The sequence below is a fragment of the Bacillus toyonensis BCT-7112 genome, from assembly GCF_000496285.1.
Lineage (GTDB): Bacteria > Bacillota > Bacilli > Bacillales > Bacillaceae_G > Bacillus_A > Bacillus_A toyonensis.
Genome location: NC_022781.1, coordinates 1,631,450 through 1,650,351 on the forward strand (window position 1 = coordinate 1,631,450; position 18,902 = coordinate 1,650,351).

The 18,902-nt window shown below is 36.5% G+C and carries 18 protein-coding genes, 1 pseudogene and 1 other annotated feature; of the genes and pseudogenes, 3 read left to right on the forward strand and 16 right to left on the reverse strand.

Annotated features, from left to right (window positions below; genetic code table 11):
- Positions 1 to 9: 9 nt before the first annotated feature.
- Positions 10 to 1,539, reverse strand: a complete 1,530-nt coding sequence (gene nadB / locus BTOYO_RS08410; protein WP_001138523.1) for an L-aspartate oxidase — start codon at positions 1,537 to 1,539, stop codon at positions 10 to 12.
- A gap of 155 nt (positions 1,540 to 1,694) precedes the next feature.
- On the opposite strand from nadB, the gene BTOYO_RS08415 reads away from it, so the two are divergent.
- From BTOYO_RS08415 to BTOYO_RS08425, 3 genes and pseudogenes are all read left to right on the forward strand, one after another.
- Positions 1,695 to 2,837, forward strand: coding sequence for an IscS subfamily cysteine desulfurase (locus tag BTOYO_RS08415; RefSeq protein ID WP_000973784.1), 1,143 nt, complete (start codon positions 1,695 to 1,697; stop codon positions 2,835 to 2,837).
- Positions 2,837 to 3,378: pseudogene (locus BTOYO_RS08420) on the forward strand (3H domain-containing protein). The gene BTOYO_RS08415 and the pseudogene BTOYO_RS08420 overlap by 1 nt, the downstream one beginning before the upstream one ends.
- Before the next feature lie 79 nt (positions 3,379 to 3,457).
- On the forward strand, positions 3,458 to 4,105 hold the full coding sequence (locus tag BTOYO_RS08425) for an MOSC domain-containing protein (RefSeq protein ID WP_000510705.1): 648 nt from the start codon (positions 3,458 to 3,460) through the stop codon (positions 4,103 to 4,105).
- Positions 4,106 to 4,215: 110 nt separating this feature from the next.
- Here the strand turns inward: BTOYO_RS08425 and pheA are convergent, their stop codons facing one another.
- The 15 genes from pheA to minD all read right to left on the reverse strand — a co-directional run bounded on the left by pheA (position 4,216) and on the right by minD (position 18,900).
- Positions 4,216 to 5,067, reverse strand: a complete 852-nt coding sequence (gene pheA / locus BTOYO_RS08430; RefSeq protein WP_000621713.1) for a prephenate dehydratase — start codon at positions 5,065 to 5,067, stop codon at positions 4,216 to 4,218.
- A 96-nt stretch (positions 5,068 to 5,163) separates the two neighbouring features.
- Positions 5,164 to 7,077, reverse strand: coding sequence for an ABC transporter permease (locus BTOYO_RS08435; protein ID WP_001026357.1), 1,914 nt, complete (start codon positions 7,075 to 7,077; stop codon positions 5,164 to 5,166).
- Between the two features lie 49 nt (positions 7,078 to 7,126).
- Positions 7,127 to 9,049 (reverse strand): ABC transporter permease, encoded by a 1,923-nt coding sequence (locus tag BTOYO_RS08440; protein WP_001011404.1) that lies wholly within the window; start codon positions 9,047 to 9,049, stop codon positions 7,127 to 7,129.
- Positions 9,024 to 9,800 carry an ABC transporter ATP-binding protein gene (locus tag BTOYO_RS08445; protein WP_000114533.1) on the reverse strand — a complete coding sequence of 259 codons (777 nt, stop codon included), beginning with the start codon at positions 9,798 to 9,800 and terminating at the stop codon, positions 9,024 to 9,026. Before BTOYO_RS08445 ends, BTOYO_RS08440 begins: the two co-directional genes overlap by 26 nt.
- Positions 9,801 to 9,893: 93 nt before the next feature.
- Positions 9,894 to 10,976 (reverse strand): HAMP domain-containing histidine kinase, encoded by a 1,083-nt coding sequence (locus tag BTOYO_RS08450; protein WP_001197402.1) that lies wholly within the window; start codon positions 10,974 to 10,976, stop codon positions 9,894 to 9,896.
- A complete protein-coding gene (locus BTOYO_RS08455) occupies positions 10,966 to 11,673 on the reverse strand; it encodes a response regulator transcription factor (protein ID WP_000276706.1) in 708 nt (235 codons plus the stop codon). Before BTOYO_RS08455 ends, BTOYO_RS08450 begins: the two co-directional genes overlap by 11 nt.
- 213 nt (positions 11,674 to 11,886) lie before the next feature.
- The gene (obgE, locus tag BTOYO_RS08460; RefSeq protein ID WP_000497121.1) at positions 11,887 to 13,173 is read right to left on the reverse strand and encodes a GTPase ObgE; all 1,287 of its coding nucleotides are present in this window, start codon (positions 13,171 to 13,173) and stop codon (positions 11,887 to 11,889) included.
- Positions 13,173 to 13,721, reverse strand: coding sequence for a sporulation initiation phosphotransferase B (locus BTOYO_RS08465; protein ID WP_001003572.1), 549 nt, complete (start codon positions 13,719 to 13,721; stop codon positions 13,173 to 13,175). The genes obgE and BTOYO_RS08465 overlap by 1 nt, the downstream gene beginning before the upstream one ends.
- A gap of 63 nt (positions 13,722 to 13,784) precedes the next feature.
- Positions 13,785 to 14,075 carry a 50S ribosomal protein L27 gene (rpmA, locus tag BTOYO_RS08470; RefSeq protein ID WP_000944957.1) on the reverse strand — a complete coding sequence of 97 codons (291 nt, stop codon included), beginning with the start codon at positions 14,073 to 14,075 and terminating at the stop codon, positions 13,785 to 13,787.
- Positions 14,076 to 14,078: 3 nt separating this feature from the next.
- Complete coding sequence (locus BTOYO_RS08475) at positions 14,079 to 14,423, reverse strand: ribosomal-processing cysteine protease Prp (protein ID WP_002093232.1); 345 nt, start codon at positions 14,421 to 14,423, stop codon at positions 14,079 to 14,081.
- 11 nt (positions 14,424 to 14,434) lie between these two features.
- On the reverse strand, positions 14,435 to 14,743 hold the full coding sequence (rplU, locus tag BTOYO_RS08480; protein ID WP_000270907.1) for a 50S ribosomal protein L21: 309 nt from the start codon (positions 14,741 to 14,743) through the stop codon (positions 14,435 to 14,437).
- A 14-nt stretch (positions 14,744 to 14,757) separates the two neighbouring features.
- Positions 14,758 to 14,835, reverse strand: a sequence feature (ribosomal protein L21 leader region).
- Positions 14,836 to 14,912: 77 nt separating this feature from the next.
- A complete protein-coding gene (locus BTOYO_RS08485; RefSeq protein ID WP_000855448.1) occupies positions 14,913 to 16,301 on the reverse strand; it encodes an Rne/Rng family ribonuclease in 1,389 nt (462 codons plus the stop codon).
- A 67-nt stretch (positions 16,302 to 16,368) separates the two neighbouring features.
- The gene (gene spoIVFB / locus BTOYO_RS08490; RefSeq protein ID WP_000598976.1) at positions 16,369 to 17,229 is read right to left on the reverse strand and encodes a stage IV sporulation intramembrane metalloprotease SpoIVFB; all 861 of its coding nucleotides are present in this window, start codon (positions 17,227 to 17,229) and stop codon (positions 16,369 to 16,371) included.
- A complete protein-coding gene (spoIVFA, locus tag BTOYO_RS08495; protein ID WP_000797540.1) occupies positions 17,222 to 17,968 on the reverse strand; it encodes a stage IV sporulation protein SpoIVFA in 747 nt (248 codons plus the stop codon). Before spoIVFA ends, spoIVFB begins: the two co-directional genes overlap by 8 nt.
- A gap of 134 nt (positions 17,969 to 18,102) precedes the next feature.
- On the reverse strand, positions 18,103 to 18,900 hold the full coding sequence (gene minD / locus BTOYO_RS08500; RefSeq protein WP_000503310.1) for a septum site-determining protein MinD: 798 nt from the start codon (positions 18,898 to 18,900) through the stop codon (positions 18,103 to 18,105).
- Positions 18,901 to 18,902 lie beyond the last annotated feature (2 nt).

Here is an 18,902-nt window from a genome sequence, read left to right on the forward strand (position 1 = left end):
TTCCCCTCATCACACAATTTGTAGTTTTCTCTTTACTCGAACAATCTCTTTCTTTCCTATATTTCTATCTGGATAATCACTCCGGTAATGCCCGCCAATACTTTCTTCTCTTTGCAAGGCTGACACAACTATAAGCTCACAAACCGTTAACATATTAATAAGCGTTATCTCTTCATTCGTAAGAACATCATGTTGTAATATCATATTTCGAACACCATACTTACTAAGCCATCTCTTCGCATAAGATAAACTGTGCTCTGTTCGCACAATCCCAACATATTTCATCATGCATTTTTGTATTTCTTCTTTCGTCGGTAAATGATTCAGAACGATAAACTTTGCTTCCTTTTCGGCTAGCATGTTCACCTTTTCTTTTGTCTCTCTAGATAAAATGTGTCGTCCGATTCTTTTTCCAAACACAAGACCTTCTAATAATGAATTACTCGCTAATCTATTTGCACCATGAACCCCGTTACAAGCTACTTCACCGACTGCGTATAAGTTCAGAATAGACGTCTCTCCATCACAGTTCGTTTTCACGCCGCCCATGTGAAAATGAGTACCGGGCACGATCGGAATAAGTTTTTTATTTATATCGACTCCATTTGTTTTACATATCGATGACACGGTCGGAAAGCGTTGTTCAAAGTTTTGAATCATTTCGATGTTTAAGTACACTTTTTCACCCGCAAGTAGCTGTTCATGAATAGCCCTAGCCACTACATCACGCGGGGCTAGATCCTGTTCAGGATGTATCTCCATCATAAAACGCTGTCCTTTTCCATTTATAAGGACAGCTCCTTCTCCGCGAACAGCTTCGGACACGAGACCGGAACAACGCCCACCCGCGTATAACATCGTCGGATGAAATTGTATAAACTCTAAATCTACAAGTTCCCCACCTGCGCGGTACACCATTGCAAGTCCATCGCCTGTAATTGTCTCATCATTAGAAGTAAAGGCGTATAAACCGCCAATACCGCCTGAAGCTAACACCGTATAATCTGCATTGTAACGTTTCAGTTCTCCTTTATTGTTGCGAGTTAAAGCCCCAACACATTTATCTTTTTCTATAATAAAATCGAGCACCATTTCCTGTTCCACTACCGTAACGTATGGAGCTACTTCTTGAATAAGATGCTCTAATAAATTCTTTCCTGTTGCATCGCCACCTGCATGTAAAATACGACGTTTTCGATGCGCCCCTTCTTTTCCAAGATGAGGACCTGTTTCATCTCCATCAAATTTCATTCCTCTTTCAATAAGGTTATTAATTTCTTTCGGTCCTTCCTCGACTAAATAACGGACCACTTCTTCATTGTTATAATGACACCCTGCTACTAACGTATCTTCAAAATGATCATTAGGATTGTCATATGCCGCTACCGCTGCGGCAATTCCACCTTGAGCTAAATGTGTATTATTATTACGTTTCGTCTCCTTTGTGATAATAATCACATTCTTTTCGTGACAAATCTCTTTTGCAACACGAAGTGCCGCAACGCCACTTCCAATAATTAAGACATCTGCACTTGGCATAATTGTTGCCTCCTACTTTACACTTTTCAACTGTCTTGACACCTATATTTACATAGTTTTAAAATAATGACAAGAGTTTTTTTATAATTCTTATTTTCACTACTACCATTTAAAAAGTAAAAGAAATGTAACTCTTACTAGAGAGAGGAACTTACATGATGATATATCTTGACTATGCAGCTACTACACCTATGAGCGGGGAAGCGTTACAAACATATATGAAAGCAGCTTCGCAATACTTCGGAAATGAACAAAGTTTACATGATATTGGAGGAACGGCTTCTTCTTTATTACAAGTTTGCCGAAAAACATTTGCGGAAATGATTGGAGGCAAAGAACAAGGAGTATTTTTCACAAGCTGTGGATCGGAATCGAACTATCTTGCGATTCAATCACTTCTAAGTGCCCGAAATAAGAAGCATATTATTACGACACCTATGGAACATGCATCCATTCGAAGTTATTTTCAATCTCTAAAATCAAAAGGCTATACGATCACTGAAATTCCTGTTGATAAAAGCGGACTCATTTGTTTAGTAGATTTAGAGGCAGCTATTACAGAAGATACTGTGCTAGCAAGTATACAGCATGGTAACTCTGAAATTGGGACTGTTCAAAACATAGCAGAAATTGGGGCCCTTTTAAAAACATATAATATTTTATTTCATACGGATTGTGTGCAAACGTTTGGTAAACTGCCTATCCATGTTTTTGAGATGGGAATTGATAGTCTTTCTGTTTCAGCACACAAAATATACGGTCCAAAAGGTGTCGGCGCTTGCTATATAAATCCGCAAGTTCGCTGGGCACAAATATTCCCGGGAACTTCTCACGAAAAAGGATTTCGCCCAGGCACAGTGAACGTTCCTGGCATCGCATCTTTTTTAACAGCTGCTGAAAATATATTGAAAAATCAACAGGTAGAAAGTTTACGTTTTAAAGAGTTACGATCCTACTTTTTAGAGGAATTACAAACACTTCCGCTAGAAATTGAAGTAGAAGGTCATTCTACTTCTTGTTTACCACATATTATTGGGGTTACAATAAAAGGAATAGAAGGTCAATATACAATGCTAGAATGCAACCGCCGCGGTATTGCCATCTCGACCGGAAGTGCTTGCCAAGTTGGTAAACAAGAACCTTCGAAAACAATGCTTGCAATTGGAAGAACGTATGAAGAGGCTAAACAATATGTCCGCTTCTCTTTCGGACAACAAACAACGAAAGAACAAATTGATACTACTATTCATGCACTACACACAATTGGAAATCAATTTTATAGAGGTGTTAAATCATAATGAAACAAAATGAACAAAAAAAATTTTAGGTGAAGAAAGACGACAACTTATCCTTCAGTGGCTGCTTGCTGCAAATGAACCGTTATCTGGAAACGAACTATCTAAGAAGACAAACGTAAGTAGACAAGTTATTGTGCAAGATATCTCCTTACTAAAAGCAAGAAACGAGCCAATTATCGCAACTGCTCAAGGCTATTTATATTTAAAACCACAGGAGAAGCAACAGGCTTTTGAACGCGTGATTGTATGCCAACATAAACCAGCAGAAGTACGTCAAGAACTTACAATGCTTGTTGATCATGGCGTTACGATTAAAGACGTAAAAGTTGAGCACCCTGTATACGGCGACTTAACAGCATCAATTATGGTAAGTAATCGATTTGATGTAGAGCAATATTTACAAAAAATCGAAAATACAAATGCTTCCTATCTTTCGCAACTAACAGATGGTATTCACTTACATACAATTGAAGCAGATTCTAAAGAAAAATTAGACGCTGCTTGCGAGGCTTTAGATAAAGCAGGATTTCTCGTTTATTAATGTAAAGCACAGAGTTTTTATAATTCTCTGTGCTTTTTTAATGCTATAATATTGTAATCAATCGTAAAGGAGATCGAATATGGGAATTGAACTCGTTCACTTTAGTACTGGTAAACCGAAACAAATGAAATATGGCGAAGATAAAGAAATGATAACAGGTATATGTAAAGATCCTACAGAAGAGGCCTTTCTCTCAAAAGACGGATTTCGTGGTGATGACGTAGCGGATTTAAAACATCACGGCGGTCCTGATCGCGCTGTTTGTGTGTACCCACACGAGCATTACGCACTATGGGAAGAGGAATTTCAAACTACGCTTCCAGCTTCCACATTTGGCGAAAACATTACCGTAACAAATATGTTAGAGCGTGATGTTTGCATCGGAGATACATATCAGCTTGGTGAAGCAATCATTCAAGTGACACAAGCAAGAGTACCTTGTAGCACTATTTCAAAACGCCTCGGTATTCCTGGCATACTGCCGCGCATTGTAGCAACTGGATTTACTGGCTACCTATGCCGCGTTCTTCAAGAAGGTACTGTACGTAAAGATTCTAAAATCACATTGCTAAAACGTCCATCAAACAATGTATCTGTTTTGTTTTCTAACGAAATTTATTTTCATAATAGAAAAGATAAAGATGGCATTGAAAAGATTCTTGCTGTTCCTGAACTAGCCAATATTTGGCGTGGTCAGTTAGAGGATCGTCTTGCTAAGTTAAAGTAAAGAATCCCACCTATAAATGGTGGGATTTTATTTATCTATCAGACGGTATATTATCGACTGAAATTATATCGATTTAACTACAAAATACGACAAATACTCTCCCTTACCCTTTACAACCAATAAGAAGAATAGCTCCCCAGCACAGTAACAGAAAAACCGAGCGCTTCAAGTTCCATCGTTACGCCTGGCAATAATACGTCATCGTATGCTTTATCGACATCGATTAAGAAAAAGTAATTTCCGAGTCCTGTTTTCATCGGGCGCGATTCGATTTTTGATAAATTTAATTTTCTCCATGCAAAAGCTGATAACACTTGATATAGTGCCCCTGCATAATCTGCAGGTAACGTTATCATAAGCGTCGTTTTCTCCCCGCGGTTTTCTCCGTTATTTGAGAGTATTACTTTCTTTTTCTTATGGAGCACTAGGAAGCGTGTATGATTGTTTTTATGCGTATGAATGTCACGTCTTACAATTGTTAATCCGTATTTTTCTGCGGCTGCTTCATTTGCAATGGCAGCGATTTTTTCTTCAGGATGTTCTTTCACATATTGTGCAGCAGCACTTGTTGATGTCATGTCTCGAACAGTTACCCCTTTTAATTCTTCATTTAAAAACTTATGACATTGTGCGATAGCATGCGGATGTGAATGCACTGCATATACTTCTCCCCACACTTCTGCATACTGCGGATGTACGAGTAAATGTTGCTGAATTGGTACTGTAATTTCTCCTACAATAGAAAGTGGTCGCTCATGCACAAGGTAATCGACCGTTATATTTACTGAACCTTCTATTGCGTTTTCTAACGGTACGACTGCGAAATCTACACTTTCATTTGCGGCTGCATCTATACAATCCGGAATCGTTCGATACGGTACATGCTCTGCTTCCGGAAAAAAACGACTCACCGCCATATTTGTAAATGTTGCTTCTGGTCCTAAATATCCTACTCGAATCATCGTCTTTTCCCCTCTTTTTCGTTTTCTTACTGTTATACCATACTTTTTTATATTCTTCTATGTAAATTTCGAATATTAAAAAAAGACTAGCATCCGCTAGTCTAAATGTTTCTTATATTCTCTTTGAGCGAAGAAGAAATAAACGATGCATGCAGCGATATAATACAGAATAAACAAGCCTACTTTTCCTAATGATCCATCCATAAAGAAAGTATTATGAAACGTATATAACGCAACTGCACTATGCATACTCCCTACTATAATTGGCGCAAAAAATAGCATACATAATTGCCAGCGAGAAATTTCCCATACTTCTTCCTTCGTCATTCCAAGTTTAGAGAGTGCACCATAATGCTTTCGGTCCGATGCAATATTATGAAACCATTTAAAATATACGATACTACATGAAGTAAGAAAGAATAATATACTAATGAATGAGCCTACAAATAGAGTAATATCGCCGCCTTCTTTCATATTTACATATAACTCCATATTACTTCGAAACGCATTATTATTATCTTGTTTCATATGTTTCCGTAAATCTTCATTTAATTTCTTCGTCTTTTCGATATTTGGTAATGTGTAGCCTCTATATATCATTTTTTCAGAATCGAGAACCTGATTTGCTATACTGTCAAAATCTTCATCATTCATAACGAAGAACAGACCATTAATGTACGAAGGGTGATAGTTAAATTGAACCCCTTCTTTCTGACCGTTAAATACGAATGAATATGGTTGACTCATTACTTGCAATTGAATCTCTTTTTGATTATATACATTCGAATTATTGTATTTATTATAATAAACGAGTGTCACTGTACCTTTTTTAGGACGATACATTTTCTTTTTTTGTTTCCTCGCTTCTTGGTTATATTCACTTTCCTTTATAAGCGGTGCTATTGTTGTTTCTCCTTTATTAGACCGAAAGGATGCATACACTCCAACAAAACTCATATATTGAAAATCATCATACCCGTATTGATTCAGTAATTTTTCAACCGCACCTTCCTCAAAGACTTCATGAGTAGAAATACCTTTTTCTATGTATGAAAACGAGTGTACCCCTCCAGTTCGCCACATATCTTGCATGCTAGAAAAATATAAGAACACCGTACCTGTTGCCGTAACTACAAACGTCGTTGCCATAGACATCAGAAAGAAAAAGCGACCATTTTCTTTCATTCGATGTGACAATTGGTTTACTATAAATAAATACGGATATGTATACATAATCTTTTTATTTCGTTTTATTATTTCTAATATTTGAGCAGTTCCGTGTGTAAAAGAAAAATAAGTTCCGAAAAAGACAAGTATAGACACAGGAAAAAAATAGAATGCTATCGTTGGCATCGTCGCTTGTAACGCTAACGCATATCCTATACCTAAACAAATAAAACCGAATATACAAAGCCACATTGATGTTTTCTTCTCTTTTTTATCTGTTCGAAATTCTTTCAATAACCGAATGATTTTTATATTCCATATGCGTAAAGCACTTATAAAAGATAAGACAATAAAAACGACCATATATGTAACAAACGTTACCCCAATTGCTCTCACATCAAATATGACAGGGAGTTCTTTCGGAAGGCCCAGTAACATACTAAATACCATAAAAAAGAGTTTCAAAAAGATCATACCAAGCCCAACCCCGAAAATATTCGCGAAAATCCCGATTAATATTTGCTCGGTCATTATCACTCCTATTACGTTAGACTTCGTCGCTCCCATTAACATATATAACCCTAATTCTTTCTTACGTGCCTCTATGAAAATAGAAGTAGAGTACAAAATAAATATGACGAAAAAAGAAATGACTATAACATTACATATAATAAGTCCCCAGCGTACGTTTTGATACCACATCGTCTCCTGCATATACGGATGTACAATGACAGACATGTATGCAAAAGACGCAAATATCGCAAAACAACTGCTTAAGAAAAACACTTTATAATTACGCCAATTTCCTTTTATATTTTGCAGCGCTAGTTGCCGAATGTTCATCTATCGTCCCCCTATAACTTACTACATAAGCAAAAAGCTAGAGGTTTCTCTAGCTTTGCACGTGTTTCAAATATCCTCTTTGTGCAATCATAAAGTAAATCGCAGAAGCTATAACGTATGTTCCAATTACAATCGCACCTGATTTCCATAAATCAATATAAAGCATTTTCCCTAACGTATGAAGAGCAAACCCACTATGAATGGCACCGATTAAAATTGGGATAAAGAAGATAACGCCCATTTGACGAATTGCAATTTTACGAATTTCTTTATCTGTCATACCGATTCTCTTTAACGATTTAAATTGAATACGATCTTGTTCTTTATCGTTAAACCATTTAAAGTATGTCATACTACAAGCGAAGAAGAAGAATAGTACCGCTACGAAGAAACCGATGAACATTGTAATTGCTCCTGATTCCCTTATATTTTTATAAGCGAGCACCGAGTTATTTAACTCCTCTTGCTTATCTGGTGCAATCTCCTTTTTCAAATCTAACACAAGGTCTTCCGTACTTTTCCAGTCTTCTATATAATAACCGTAATATTTCGTCTTTTCTTCATCTGGTACAAGCTTTGCGTATTTCTCAAAATCTTGATCATTCACAATGAGATATTCACTATCATTAAAAACAGAAAATGAAGTTGGCTCATTTAATTGAACAGATTGCTTTTGTCCGTTAATTTTAATTTCATACGGTTTCGTACGATCTATCTTCATCATATCATTCGCCATATCCATTATGACCATCGTTGCACTACCTGGTGCATTATGAACTTCTCTAACTTGCTCTCTCTTTTGTTTACGTACTTCAGCGTTATATTCTTTTTCTGAAACAATCGCCATTGGCATCTCATGTTCACTGTTAAACATTGTGATTTTTTGCGTTCCAGGAAGTTTTACGTACGTTACTTCTCGCGCTTCTTCAAATCCGTGTTTTTTTATTAATTCTTTTGTTTTTCCCTCTTTTATGACATTATGCATATGGATTCCCTTTTCCTCATAAGAAATAGCATGCGGGGTACTAGTTACTGCCTTATAACTCATATCCTCAAAAAATACGTACAGCGTACCAACTGCTGAAGATACAACCGCCGTAATGATAGAAATTACAAATAGAAAACGGGCATTATCTTTCATTTTATAAATAAGATTGCTAAGTACGAACATATTTGGATATGTATAAAAAGATTTTTTTCGTTTTTGTAATGCCTTTAATACGACTGTACTACCTTGTGTAAATAGTAAATAAGTTCCGCCTATCGTCAGCCCTACAATCGGTAAAAACAGGATGACAAAATTCATAAATGTTACTTGGAAGCTAAGTACATATGCAACAATAATACATCCTATACCAACTACGCATAACCATGTAAACGCAAAAGGTTCTACTTTCTGTTTTCTTGCTTCTCTTAATAAATCAATAATTTGCAAGCGTCCTACTGTCCAAACGCTAAACAATGATAGAATTAAAAATAGAATTAAGTATACACCCGCTGTAATCAAAACCGCTTTACTATTCCATACGAGTGGAAGTGTTTTATCTATTTTCAATATTACGCTTAATGCTTGGAAGAATAATTTTGAACAAAGCATACCAAGTCCAATACCTACTACAATTGCAATACTACCTAACATAAGCTGTTCTAATATAATCATTCGGCCAAGTTGTGATTTTGTTCCGCCTATTAATGTTAATAGACCAAACTCTTTTTTCCTTGCTCTTAAAAATGTTGAATTTGCATATAAAATAAAAAGTGCTGAGAAGATGACTACAATATAATTCATCGATTCTAACCCTTTTGAAATCATCTCCCTCATACTAATATTACCGCTTACGACATCTGGATGATAAATGAAGGAAGCATACATGAAAAATACGACAATCGATAAACAACTGCTAATAAGAAACGCTTTATAATTACGCCAATTTCCTTTTACGTTATTAAGCGCGAGCTGGCGAAAGTTCATGATATTCTCCTCCTAGCATCGCAAGTACGTCCAAAATTTCTTGGAAAAAGGCTTGTTTCGTTCTTCCCTTATGTATTTCTGAGAAAATCTCTCCATCACGTATGAAAAGAATACGTTCGCAATAACTCGCCGCTACTGGATCATGCGTTACCATTGCAATTGTTACTTTCTTTTGTTCATGCAAATCTTGCAACGCGCTCATTAATGATTTTGCCGACTTAGAATCTAAGTTTCCAGTTGGCTCATCCGCTAAGATTAACGTCGGTTCATGAATAATCGCTCTCGCAGCTGCTGCACGTTGTTGTTGGCCGCCTGATACTTCATATACTTTTTTATTTAAAATGCCTTCGATATTTAAAAACTTTGCAATCTCAAGCACTTTTGCATCGATTTCATTTACAGATTTCTTCGCCATTACAAGTGGTAAAATGATATTTTCTTTAATCGATAGCGTATCAAGTAAGTTAAAATCTTGGAAAATGAATCCTAAATGTGTACGGCGAAACTCCGCTAATTTTGCAGCACGCATTTGATTAATTTCTTCGCCATTTACAAGCACATGACCTGAAGTTTGCTTATCAATTGTTGCTAATAAATTTAAAAGCGTTGTTTTTCCGCTTCCTGAAGGACCCATAATCCCTACAAATTCGCCTTCTTCTATTTTAAAATTTATATCATTTAAAGCAGTCGTCGCTACTGAACCTTTTGATTGATACACCTTCGTTAATCCTTTTACTTCAAGAACACTCATTTCTAATCCCCCTATGTGTTTTCTTCTTACATTTACTATAAGAAAAATAAGAAAAAGAAACGAGTGATTTCCCTTACAAAACGTTTTGTTATCTTACAGTTTTGTCATTTTTCTCATTAATGTATGATATTCTTCATCTTTTGCAAATTGGAACGTAAATGTTGTCCCTTCCCCTTCAGCCGATTGCACATAAATACCGTGATGTAAATTATCACAAATTTCCTTCGTAATATATAAACCCATTCCAGTCGCTTCTCTCGTTTTACGGCCATTTATCCCCGTAAAGAACGGATCAAATATACGCTTTACATCTTGCTCCGGAATACCGATTCCATTGTCTTTAATATGTAATAACACCTTTTGATCTTTCTCTTCAATTTGAAATTGAATTTCCTTTTTCTCTGCTTCTGAAATTCTCGTATACTTAATTGCATTTACAACAATTTGCCCTATAGCAATACTAAGCCATTTTCTATCAGATGCAACCATACAAGTATCTTCTTCAAACATTACTTTCGGAAATACAGACGATTGAATGAAAGACTTTCGATTTTCATTAATAATACCTCGAATAATATCTATCACATTTACTACTTCTACTTTATAATCTTTCGCAAATTGCTCTAACCTTGCCATATGTAACGCTAAATCTAAACCATTTAGTATACGGTTATTTTCTTCACGAATACTTTCAACTGTTGCTCTCGCTTCACGATGCTCTTTACCAAACTTCTGTAATAGTAACTCAATAACAGATACTGGTGTCTTCATTTGATGAATCCATTGGTTCATAAATATCATTTGCTGTTGCTCTTTCGCATGCTGTTTATGAACTTCATTCATATATTGCTGTCTTAATAGCGTAAAAGATTCAACGATCATCTCTTGTTCTGTCGTATACGAAGTATCAATAAGTAAAGAATCATGTAATGTATTTCCATCAGCAACATATTTTTCGATTCTCTTTAAAAAAACACTTCTTTTTCGGTAATCGTAAATGAGGTATACAGTAAACACAACTGTCCCTAATAAAAGTCCGTATAACCACGTACTCCAATCAATTGATCTTTTTTCTAAAAGACTTTGCAACTGCAATACGAGTCCAAATAAACAAAGACTTACAACATAAGAAAGAAGTAAAGCAAAGCGGTCTATGAGGTAACTTTTAACCTGCATGCCCTTCACTCCACTCTGTAAGAAGCGCATAACCGTATCCACGTTTCGTTACAATCGCATTTTTAATACCTAGCTCCTCTAGTTTCTTCCTTACGCGCTTTACATTCACAGTCAGTGTATTATCATCAACAAAAGCTACTTCATCCCATAGAGCTTCTAACAATTCTTCACGCGTTACATATTGATTCGCTTGTTTCATTAAACACTCTAATAAGTAAAATTCATTTTTTGTCAGCTCTGTTTGTTGCCCTTTCCACTCAACAACGTGTTGGGACGGGAATAACAAAAGTCCATTCACACCTAAACAATCACTTTCTGCCGCAGAAGCATACTCACCATACCCACGTCGAAGTGCACTTTTCACCTTAGCCATGACAATATCTAAATGGAATGGCTTTGTAATGTAATCATCTCCGCCATTTTCAATTGCCATTACTTGATCCATTTCCCCTGTTCTTGCAGAAACAAAAATAATCGGCGCATTCGATACAGTGCGGATTTGACGACACCAATAGAAACCATCAAAATATGGTAAATTGATATCCAGTAATACGAGATGTGGATTCACTTTTACGAATTCATCTTTTATATGACGTAAATCAATTGCTCTAAATGATTGATAGCCATACCTTTCTAAATGCTCCTCTAATATTCCCGCAATTTTCTCATCGTCTTCTACAATTAATATTTTATACATGTTCTCTTTCTCCCCATAAATATTCTTCTAAAATTACTTCTTTTTCTATTATAAATTGAAAATTTAATTAGTGGGGATTTTTTCCTATCTTCGTAATTTTTAACTAGCAGCCTGATTCACACCTAACTTCTTTGCTTCAGCTGAATTTTGAGGCGGGAATCTTACTACTTGCAAATAGCAGAATAAAAAAAAGACCGCCATACTTTGGCAGTCTTAATCGATAAATTCAAATTCATATTCAAGAATTTTTACAATATCTCCGTCTTTTGCACCACGTGCACGAAGCGCTTCATCAATACCCATTCCGCGCATTTGGCGAGCGAAACGACGTATAGATTCATCACGTGAGAAGTCAGTCATTTTGAATGTCTTCTCGATATCATAACCAGAAATAACAAACGTGCCGTCACTTTCACGTGTAATTTCAAATTTAAGACTTTCAGCATCAAATTTATACATTACACTTGCTTCAGACTCTTCAACAACATCGTACATTGGGAATTCTGGTGTTGTTTCTAATAAGTTCGCTACTTCAAATAGTAAATCACGAACACCTTGTTTCGTTACAGCTGAGATTGGGAAGATTTTTACTTCGTCTCCCACTTTCTCTTTAAATGCTTGTAAGTTTTCTTCTGCATCCGGCATATCCATTTTGTTTGCTACAACAACTTGTGGACGCTCTGTTAAACGCATATTATATTCTTTTAATTCATTATTAATTGTGACATAATCTTCATATGGCTCACGGCCTTCTAAACCAGACATATCAATAACATGTACAATTACACGTGTACGTTCGATATGACGTAAGAATTGGTGTCCAAGTCCGACGCCAGCATGTGCGCCTTCAATTAGTCCAGGAAGGTCAGCCATAACGAAGCTGCGGTTATCACCAGTTTCAACAACACCAAGATTAGGAACGATTGTTGTAAAGTGATACTCTGCAATTTTCGGACGCGCTGATGATACAACAGATAATAATGTAGATTTACCTACACTTGGGAATCCAACAAGTCCAACGTCTGCTAGCACTTTAAGTTCTAGAATGACATCACGTTCTTGACCTGGTTCTCCGTTCTCAGCGATTTCAGGTGCTGGATTCGTAGCTGTTGCGAAACGCGAGTTACCACGGCCACCTCGGCCACCTCTTGCAATTACAGCTGTTTGTTCATGCGTTACTAAATCGGCAAGAATTTGACCTGTTTTTTCATCTTTTACTATTGTTCCTGGTGGAACCTTTACGATTAAATCTTCAGATTTACGTCCGTGCTGACCTTTACTCATTCCGTGCTGACCACGATCAGCTTTGAAATGACGTTGGTAACGGAAGTCCATTAATGTACGTAAGCCTTCCTCAACAACGAAAACAACATCTGCGCCTTTACCACCGTCGCCACCTGCTGGGCCACCTTTTGGAACATACTTCTCACGACGATACGCAACCATTCCGTTACCACCGTCGCCGCCTTTTACATATATCTTGACCTGATCTACAAACATTATTTCACCACACTTTTTTCGATTGGTTGTAATATAACTGAGACTTCTTCGTCTCGTACTGTATAAGAAATGGAATACCATTTATTGTTTTGGTTCGCAAGCCAATTCTGTAGTTCTTCTACACTCGTTAGCTTACCACGAAAATCAAAAAAGAAACGAGCATTCTCCGCGTCACATTCAATTGTGATACAAACATAATTTTCAACATATACGTCTAAACTATGCTGAAGCATTGAGAAGAATTGATTCGCCCATGTACATACAGTCTCATCTAAGTGAGATAAGTTATGTAATTCTCCTAATACTTCGTACTCCAATAAGCACGGCTGCTGTTTCCAATTATATGTTAAAATCCACTCTGAAAATAAAGGCATTGATAACCCCATCAGATTGGATTCTTGTCTCGCTTCTTGGACAAAACGATCGATGAGCCGATGAATCTCTTCCACTTTTCCAAGAGAAAGGTTTCCTTTAACCATCTGCATACGATTGAGCCAATCATGTCTTGAATGACGCAACGCATCTATAATTGTCCATTTTTCATTCATTTAGATACCCCTTAATATAGAAAAACTCTAACCTGCACTCAGGTTAGAGTTTTCCGTGAGTTCTTATGCTTCTTGAGCAACAGGATATACGCTCACTTGTTTGCGGTCACGGCCAAGACGCTCGAAGCGTACTACGCCGTCAACTTTCGCGTATAAAGTGTCATCGCCACCACGACCAACGTTAACACCTGGATAAATTTTTGTACCGCGTTGACGGTAAAGAATTGAACCACCTGAAACCGTTTGACCATCTGCGCGTTTAGCACCAAGACGTTTTGACTGAGAGTCACGACCGTTCTTTGTACTACCTACACCTTTCTTAGATGCGAAAAACTGAAGATCTAATCTTAACATACGTTACACCTCCTGCACTTTTTCTATTAAACGGATATACTTTCCGTAATCAAGTTCGATCGTCTTTAGCGAAACAACTAATCCTTCTAAAAGCGTTTGAGCTTTTTCTGCTGCATGAACGTCTAAATCATTAGGCAATTCATAAGTTAAGAATCCACCATCACTTCCGAGTTCAATAGTTGCCTGCACATTACAAAGCTCTTCCACTGCATTTATAGAACCAAACACAACCGCTGTAGTTCCAGCACAGACAAGGTCTTGTCCATGTGGCGCATACTCGGCATGTCCAGTCATTTTAAATGATTGGATACTTCCTAATTTCGTGCGACTTATCGTAATTTTAATCATGTTAACCTGAATTAAGCGTTGATAGCTTCAACAACTAGCTTAGTGTAAGGTTGACGATGACCTTGTTTCTTACGATTGTTCTTTTTCGCTTTGTATTTGAAAACGATGATTTTCTTAGCGCGACCTTGTTTTTCAACTTTAGCAGTCACTGTTGCGCCTTCTACAACTGGGCTACCAACTTTAACGTTTTCGCCACCAACGAAAAGAACTTTGTCAAAAGTAACAGTTTCACCAGCTTCAACATCTAATTTTTCAATGTAGATTGCTTGACCAGCTTCAACTTTAATTTGTTTTCCACCTGTTTCGATAATTGCGTACATACTTGCACCTCCTCTTAATTACTAAGACTCGCCAAAAACGAGGTAGACATAAATGCCTTTAGGGAACCTGTCTTGTGCGGTTGTAGCATATAGCCGTTTAGGTGCTATAAACTATAACATAAAGATGTTATCATGAATCATAGACGGTTGTCAATAAATGTTCTGCTAACTATTTTTTCCGTTCTACAATTTCTTTTTTACTTCCAAATCTTATAATAGCGTACTTTTCGATAGTATCATCTTTGAAATAAATTTCAAATGGAATATTTTTTTGTAATTCTTTTTGTAAAAATTGTTTTTGCAGATCTTGAGGTGCAGCAATTAATACTGCTTCATCCTCTATATTGCCATATGTAATGAGTTCTCGCTCTAACTCATAAGCAATCGTTTCATACGACATTACATACCCCGTCGCCTTACACGGTACACACTCTTCTAGCAATACGTCACGTAAAGAATGTTTTTTACGTTTACGTGTCATCTCCAAAATCCCTAACTCAGTAAACCCAAGTACTCTTGTATAAGTGCGATCATTTTGCATAGCAGCTATGAGACCTTCTCTTACCTTTTCTTTATCTTCTCGTTTTTTCATATTAATAAAGTCGATTAATATCATTCCACCAATATCACGAAGTCTTAATTGGCGAGCGATTTCGTCAGCGGCCATTTCATTTGTACGAAGTACTGTATCTTGTAAATTTTGTTTTCCGGTAAACTTCCCCGTATTCACATCTATTACAGTCATCGTCTCCATTTGTTCCACAATCAAATAAGCACCGTTTTGGAGCCACACAATTTTTTGAAGTGCTTTTTCAATTTCTCGCTCTATTCCGAAATGATTAAACATCGAAGATTTTTCATTATAAAAAGATACTTTTTCTTTTCCGACCTTGTCTTCTAATTCTTTTACTACACTTCTTGTATCTACAACTATTTTTTCGATTGTTTCAATTGGATTCTCTTGAAATACACGATCTAAAAAAGTCGCTGGTCGATGAAGTAATAGCGGTGCCTTTCCTTGGCCCTCTTTTCTTTTTAACTCTTCATATAACTGCTGTAACCTTTGCATTTCAGTTTGTATTTCTTCAATTTCTCCTTTTTCAGAAGCGGAGCGGAAAATATACCCTCCTGTCCCTTCTACTTCAATTTCGAGTAACTGCTGTCTTCTTTTATTGTTTTTTATTTTCCGAGAAACAGCGCGCATTTCATCATATGGCATATAAACGACATATTTCCCGGTAAATTCTATATTCGCTGTTAATTTCGGTCCTTTCGTATCAATTGCCTCTTTCACAACTTGTACGAGTACTGCTTGTCCTTCATGTATACGATAAGAAGACGGTACATCATCATATGAAAGGTACGCATGTTTTTCTAAACCGATGTTTACAAATGCTGCATTCATTCCAGCAATTGTTCTTACGATACGTCCAACGTAAATATACCCAACAATCTCTTGTTCTTCATTACGTTTCCATAAAAATTCAACAATTTTGTTCTTCTCTTCAATTGCAACGCGCTTTTCCGATCCAGCATAGTTCATGTATAAGGTTTTCAAATTTCTTTCCTCACTTTATAATCTTCTTTGTTTTTACAATAATAAAAGGTTAGTGCTATCGTCAACACTAACCGATTAATTCTTCAACAGATGAAGTTGTTCGTTTTTCAGTAAAATACGCATAGAGTAATTCATTTTCATCCAATGTGTAATGCTCTTTATATTCTCCATGGACGATAATAGAATGCTTATATCCTCTACGAAATTTGGTGAAAATCGTATATAAACGATCTTCTGATTGCACCTCTATAGGTGCAATCTTTTCAATCCCTCTTTTATTTCCGTAATAACGCTCTAATAAAAAGCGCATAAACGCATAACGTCTTTGCTTCCATTCTTGATATAACGATATTGCTAAAAATATGAGTAGTACCCACATCATAATATTGTTACTATTCCAAAGTAACTGCCACCCTAATATGACACTAAAAAAAACACATGACAATTGCATCATTTTTTCATGTGCTTGTAAATAAGGAAAACGATATGATAATACATTAAACAACACTTTCCCGCCATCAAGTGGCCAAATAGGGAGTAAATTAAAGGCTAAAATAATTATATTATTCCACATAAAAAAATAATATAATTCCGCATTCAGCCAGCCAATCTCAAACAATATATACCCTACTAGCATCATCCAAATATGTTGAATAGGTCCTGCAATTACGACAACAAGTTCCTCTTTCAATGATTTATTTCCATGTTCCTCAAGCTCAGCCACACCACCAAACGGTAACAGTTGAATTTTTTTAATACGCCAATTATAATGCGCTGCTGCAAAAGCGTGACCGAGTTCATGAATAAGTACGATACAAAACAACAATAGTAACTCTTTAAAACGCGCCGTAAAAATACCAATAACTATAATAACCCAAAACAACGGATGCACTGAAATTTTCGTTAAAACTTCCTTATATTTAATCAAATGAAATCACCTGAATCGGATCAACAAATTTTTCATTCTTTTTTATTGCGAAATAAAATTTCCCATTTTTATTATTCGCATCATTACTCACCGTTCCAATTTTTTGTTTCTTTGAAACGTAATCATATAACTTTACTGACATATCATTTAAATTTGCATACCACGACTCCGTGCCATCTGCATGTTGAATTTGAACTGTATTTCCAAGTTCTTCTTTCTTACCCGCAAAAACAACTAATCCTTCATTTACTGACTCAACTGTTGCATTTGTAGCCGTTTGGACAAATACACCTTGGCCATTTTTTTGAAATCCTTGCATTACCTTTCCTGAAGCAGGAATTGCATAGTCTTTTTGCTGAATAGTCCCTTCCTTTTTCTCGTTAGGCGAATAGAAGACGAGAGGTTTTCCAAACTGTTTTTCATACCATTTCGCTACAGTAGCAAACTGAAACTCCTCTTTCATCACTTTTTCTGTAACAGCTTTAGCACCATCGAAAGAAGAAGGCGCATTCTTATACAAAATAGCAATTGAAAGAACTAAGATTGCTGATAATAAAACTTTGAAGAAAAAGACTTCCTTTCGAAACAAAGGATGAATTTCCTTTTCTCCCTCTTCAATAAATACCCCTTCACTATCAAAATTCCCCCCGGCAAAATACTGCTCTTCCTCCATTCTTTCTTGCTCTGCCTTCCTTTTCGCAATCCGCTTTTTAATTTCTTCTACACTTCTATTCTTCATACTGTCTCCCTTCTTTCGCTAACCTTATTTAAATAGAAACAGTTGTATACAGTTTGTACATATGTATGAGCTAGGAAAGAAAGATATTCGTATGAAGAAAAAAAGAAAGCACTTCGCATATGTGCGAAGTGCTCTTAACGGATGCCAAAGAAGTTTTTCATCTTTGTAAATACCGATACCTTTTCTTGTTCAAATGCTTGTAATGGTACATTCTCACCCAACAAGCGTCTTGCAATATTACGATAAGCTAACGCTGCTTTTCCACTAGGTTGCAACGCTACAGGTTCACCTGTATTTGTAGCACGAATAACTTCATCATCGTCTTCAACAACACCAAGAAGCTCGATTGATAATGTACGTACGATTTCATCAACATCTAACATATCCTGTTCATGAAGCATATGACTACGCACACGGTTAATAACAAGTTTCGGTGGTTCAATATCCTCTTTTTCTAAAAGCCCAATAATACGATCTGCATCACGCATTGAGGATACTTCTGGCGTCGTAACAACGATTGCTTTATCCGCACCAGCTACCGCATTTTTAAATCCCTGCTCAATCCCCGCAGGACAATCAATTAATATGTAATCATAATCTTGACGTAATACTTGTATTAATTCATCCATTTGTTCAGGTGTTACCGCTGATTTATCACTCGTTTGTGCTGCAGGTAATAAATAAAGATCATCAAAACGTTTATCTTTAATAAGAGCCTGAGGTAAACGACAACGCCCTTCAACGACATCAACAAGATCAAATACAATACGATTTTCCAGCCCCATTACTACGTCTAAATTTCGAAGACCAATATCTGTGTCAATTAAGCACACTTTCTTTCCAGATAAGGCTAGGGCTGTACCAATGTTCGCAGACGTTGTAGTTTTACCTACTCCGCCCTTTCCAGATGTAATTACTATTGCCTCTCCCACAG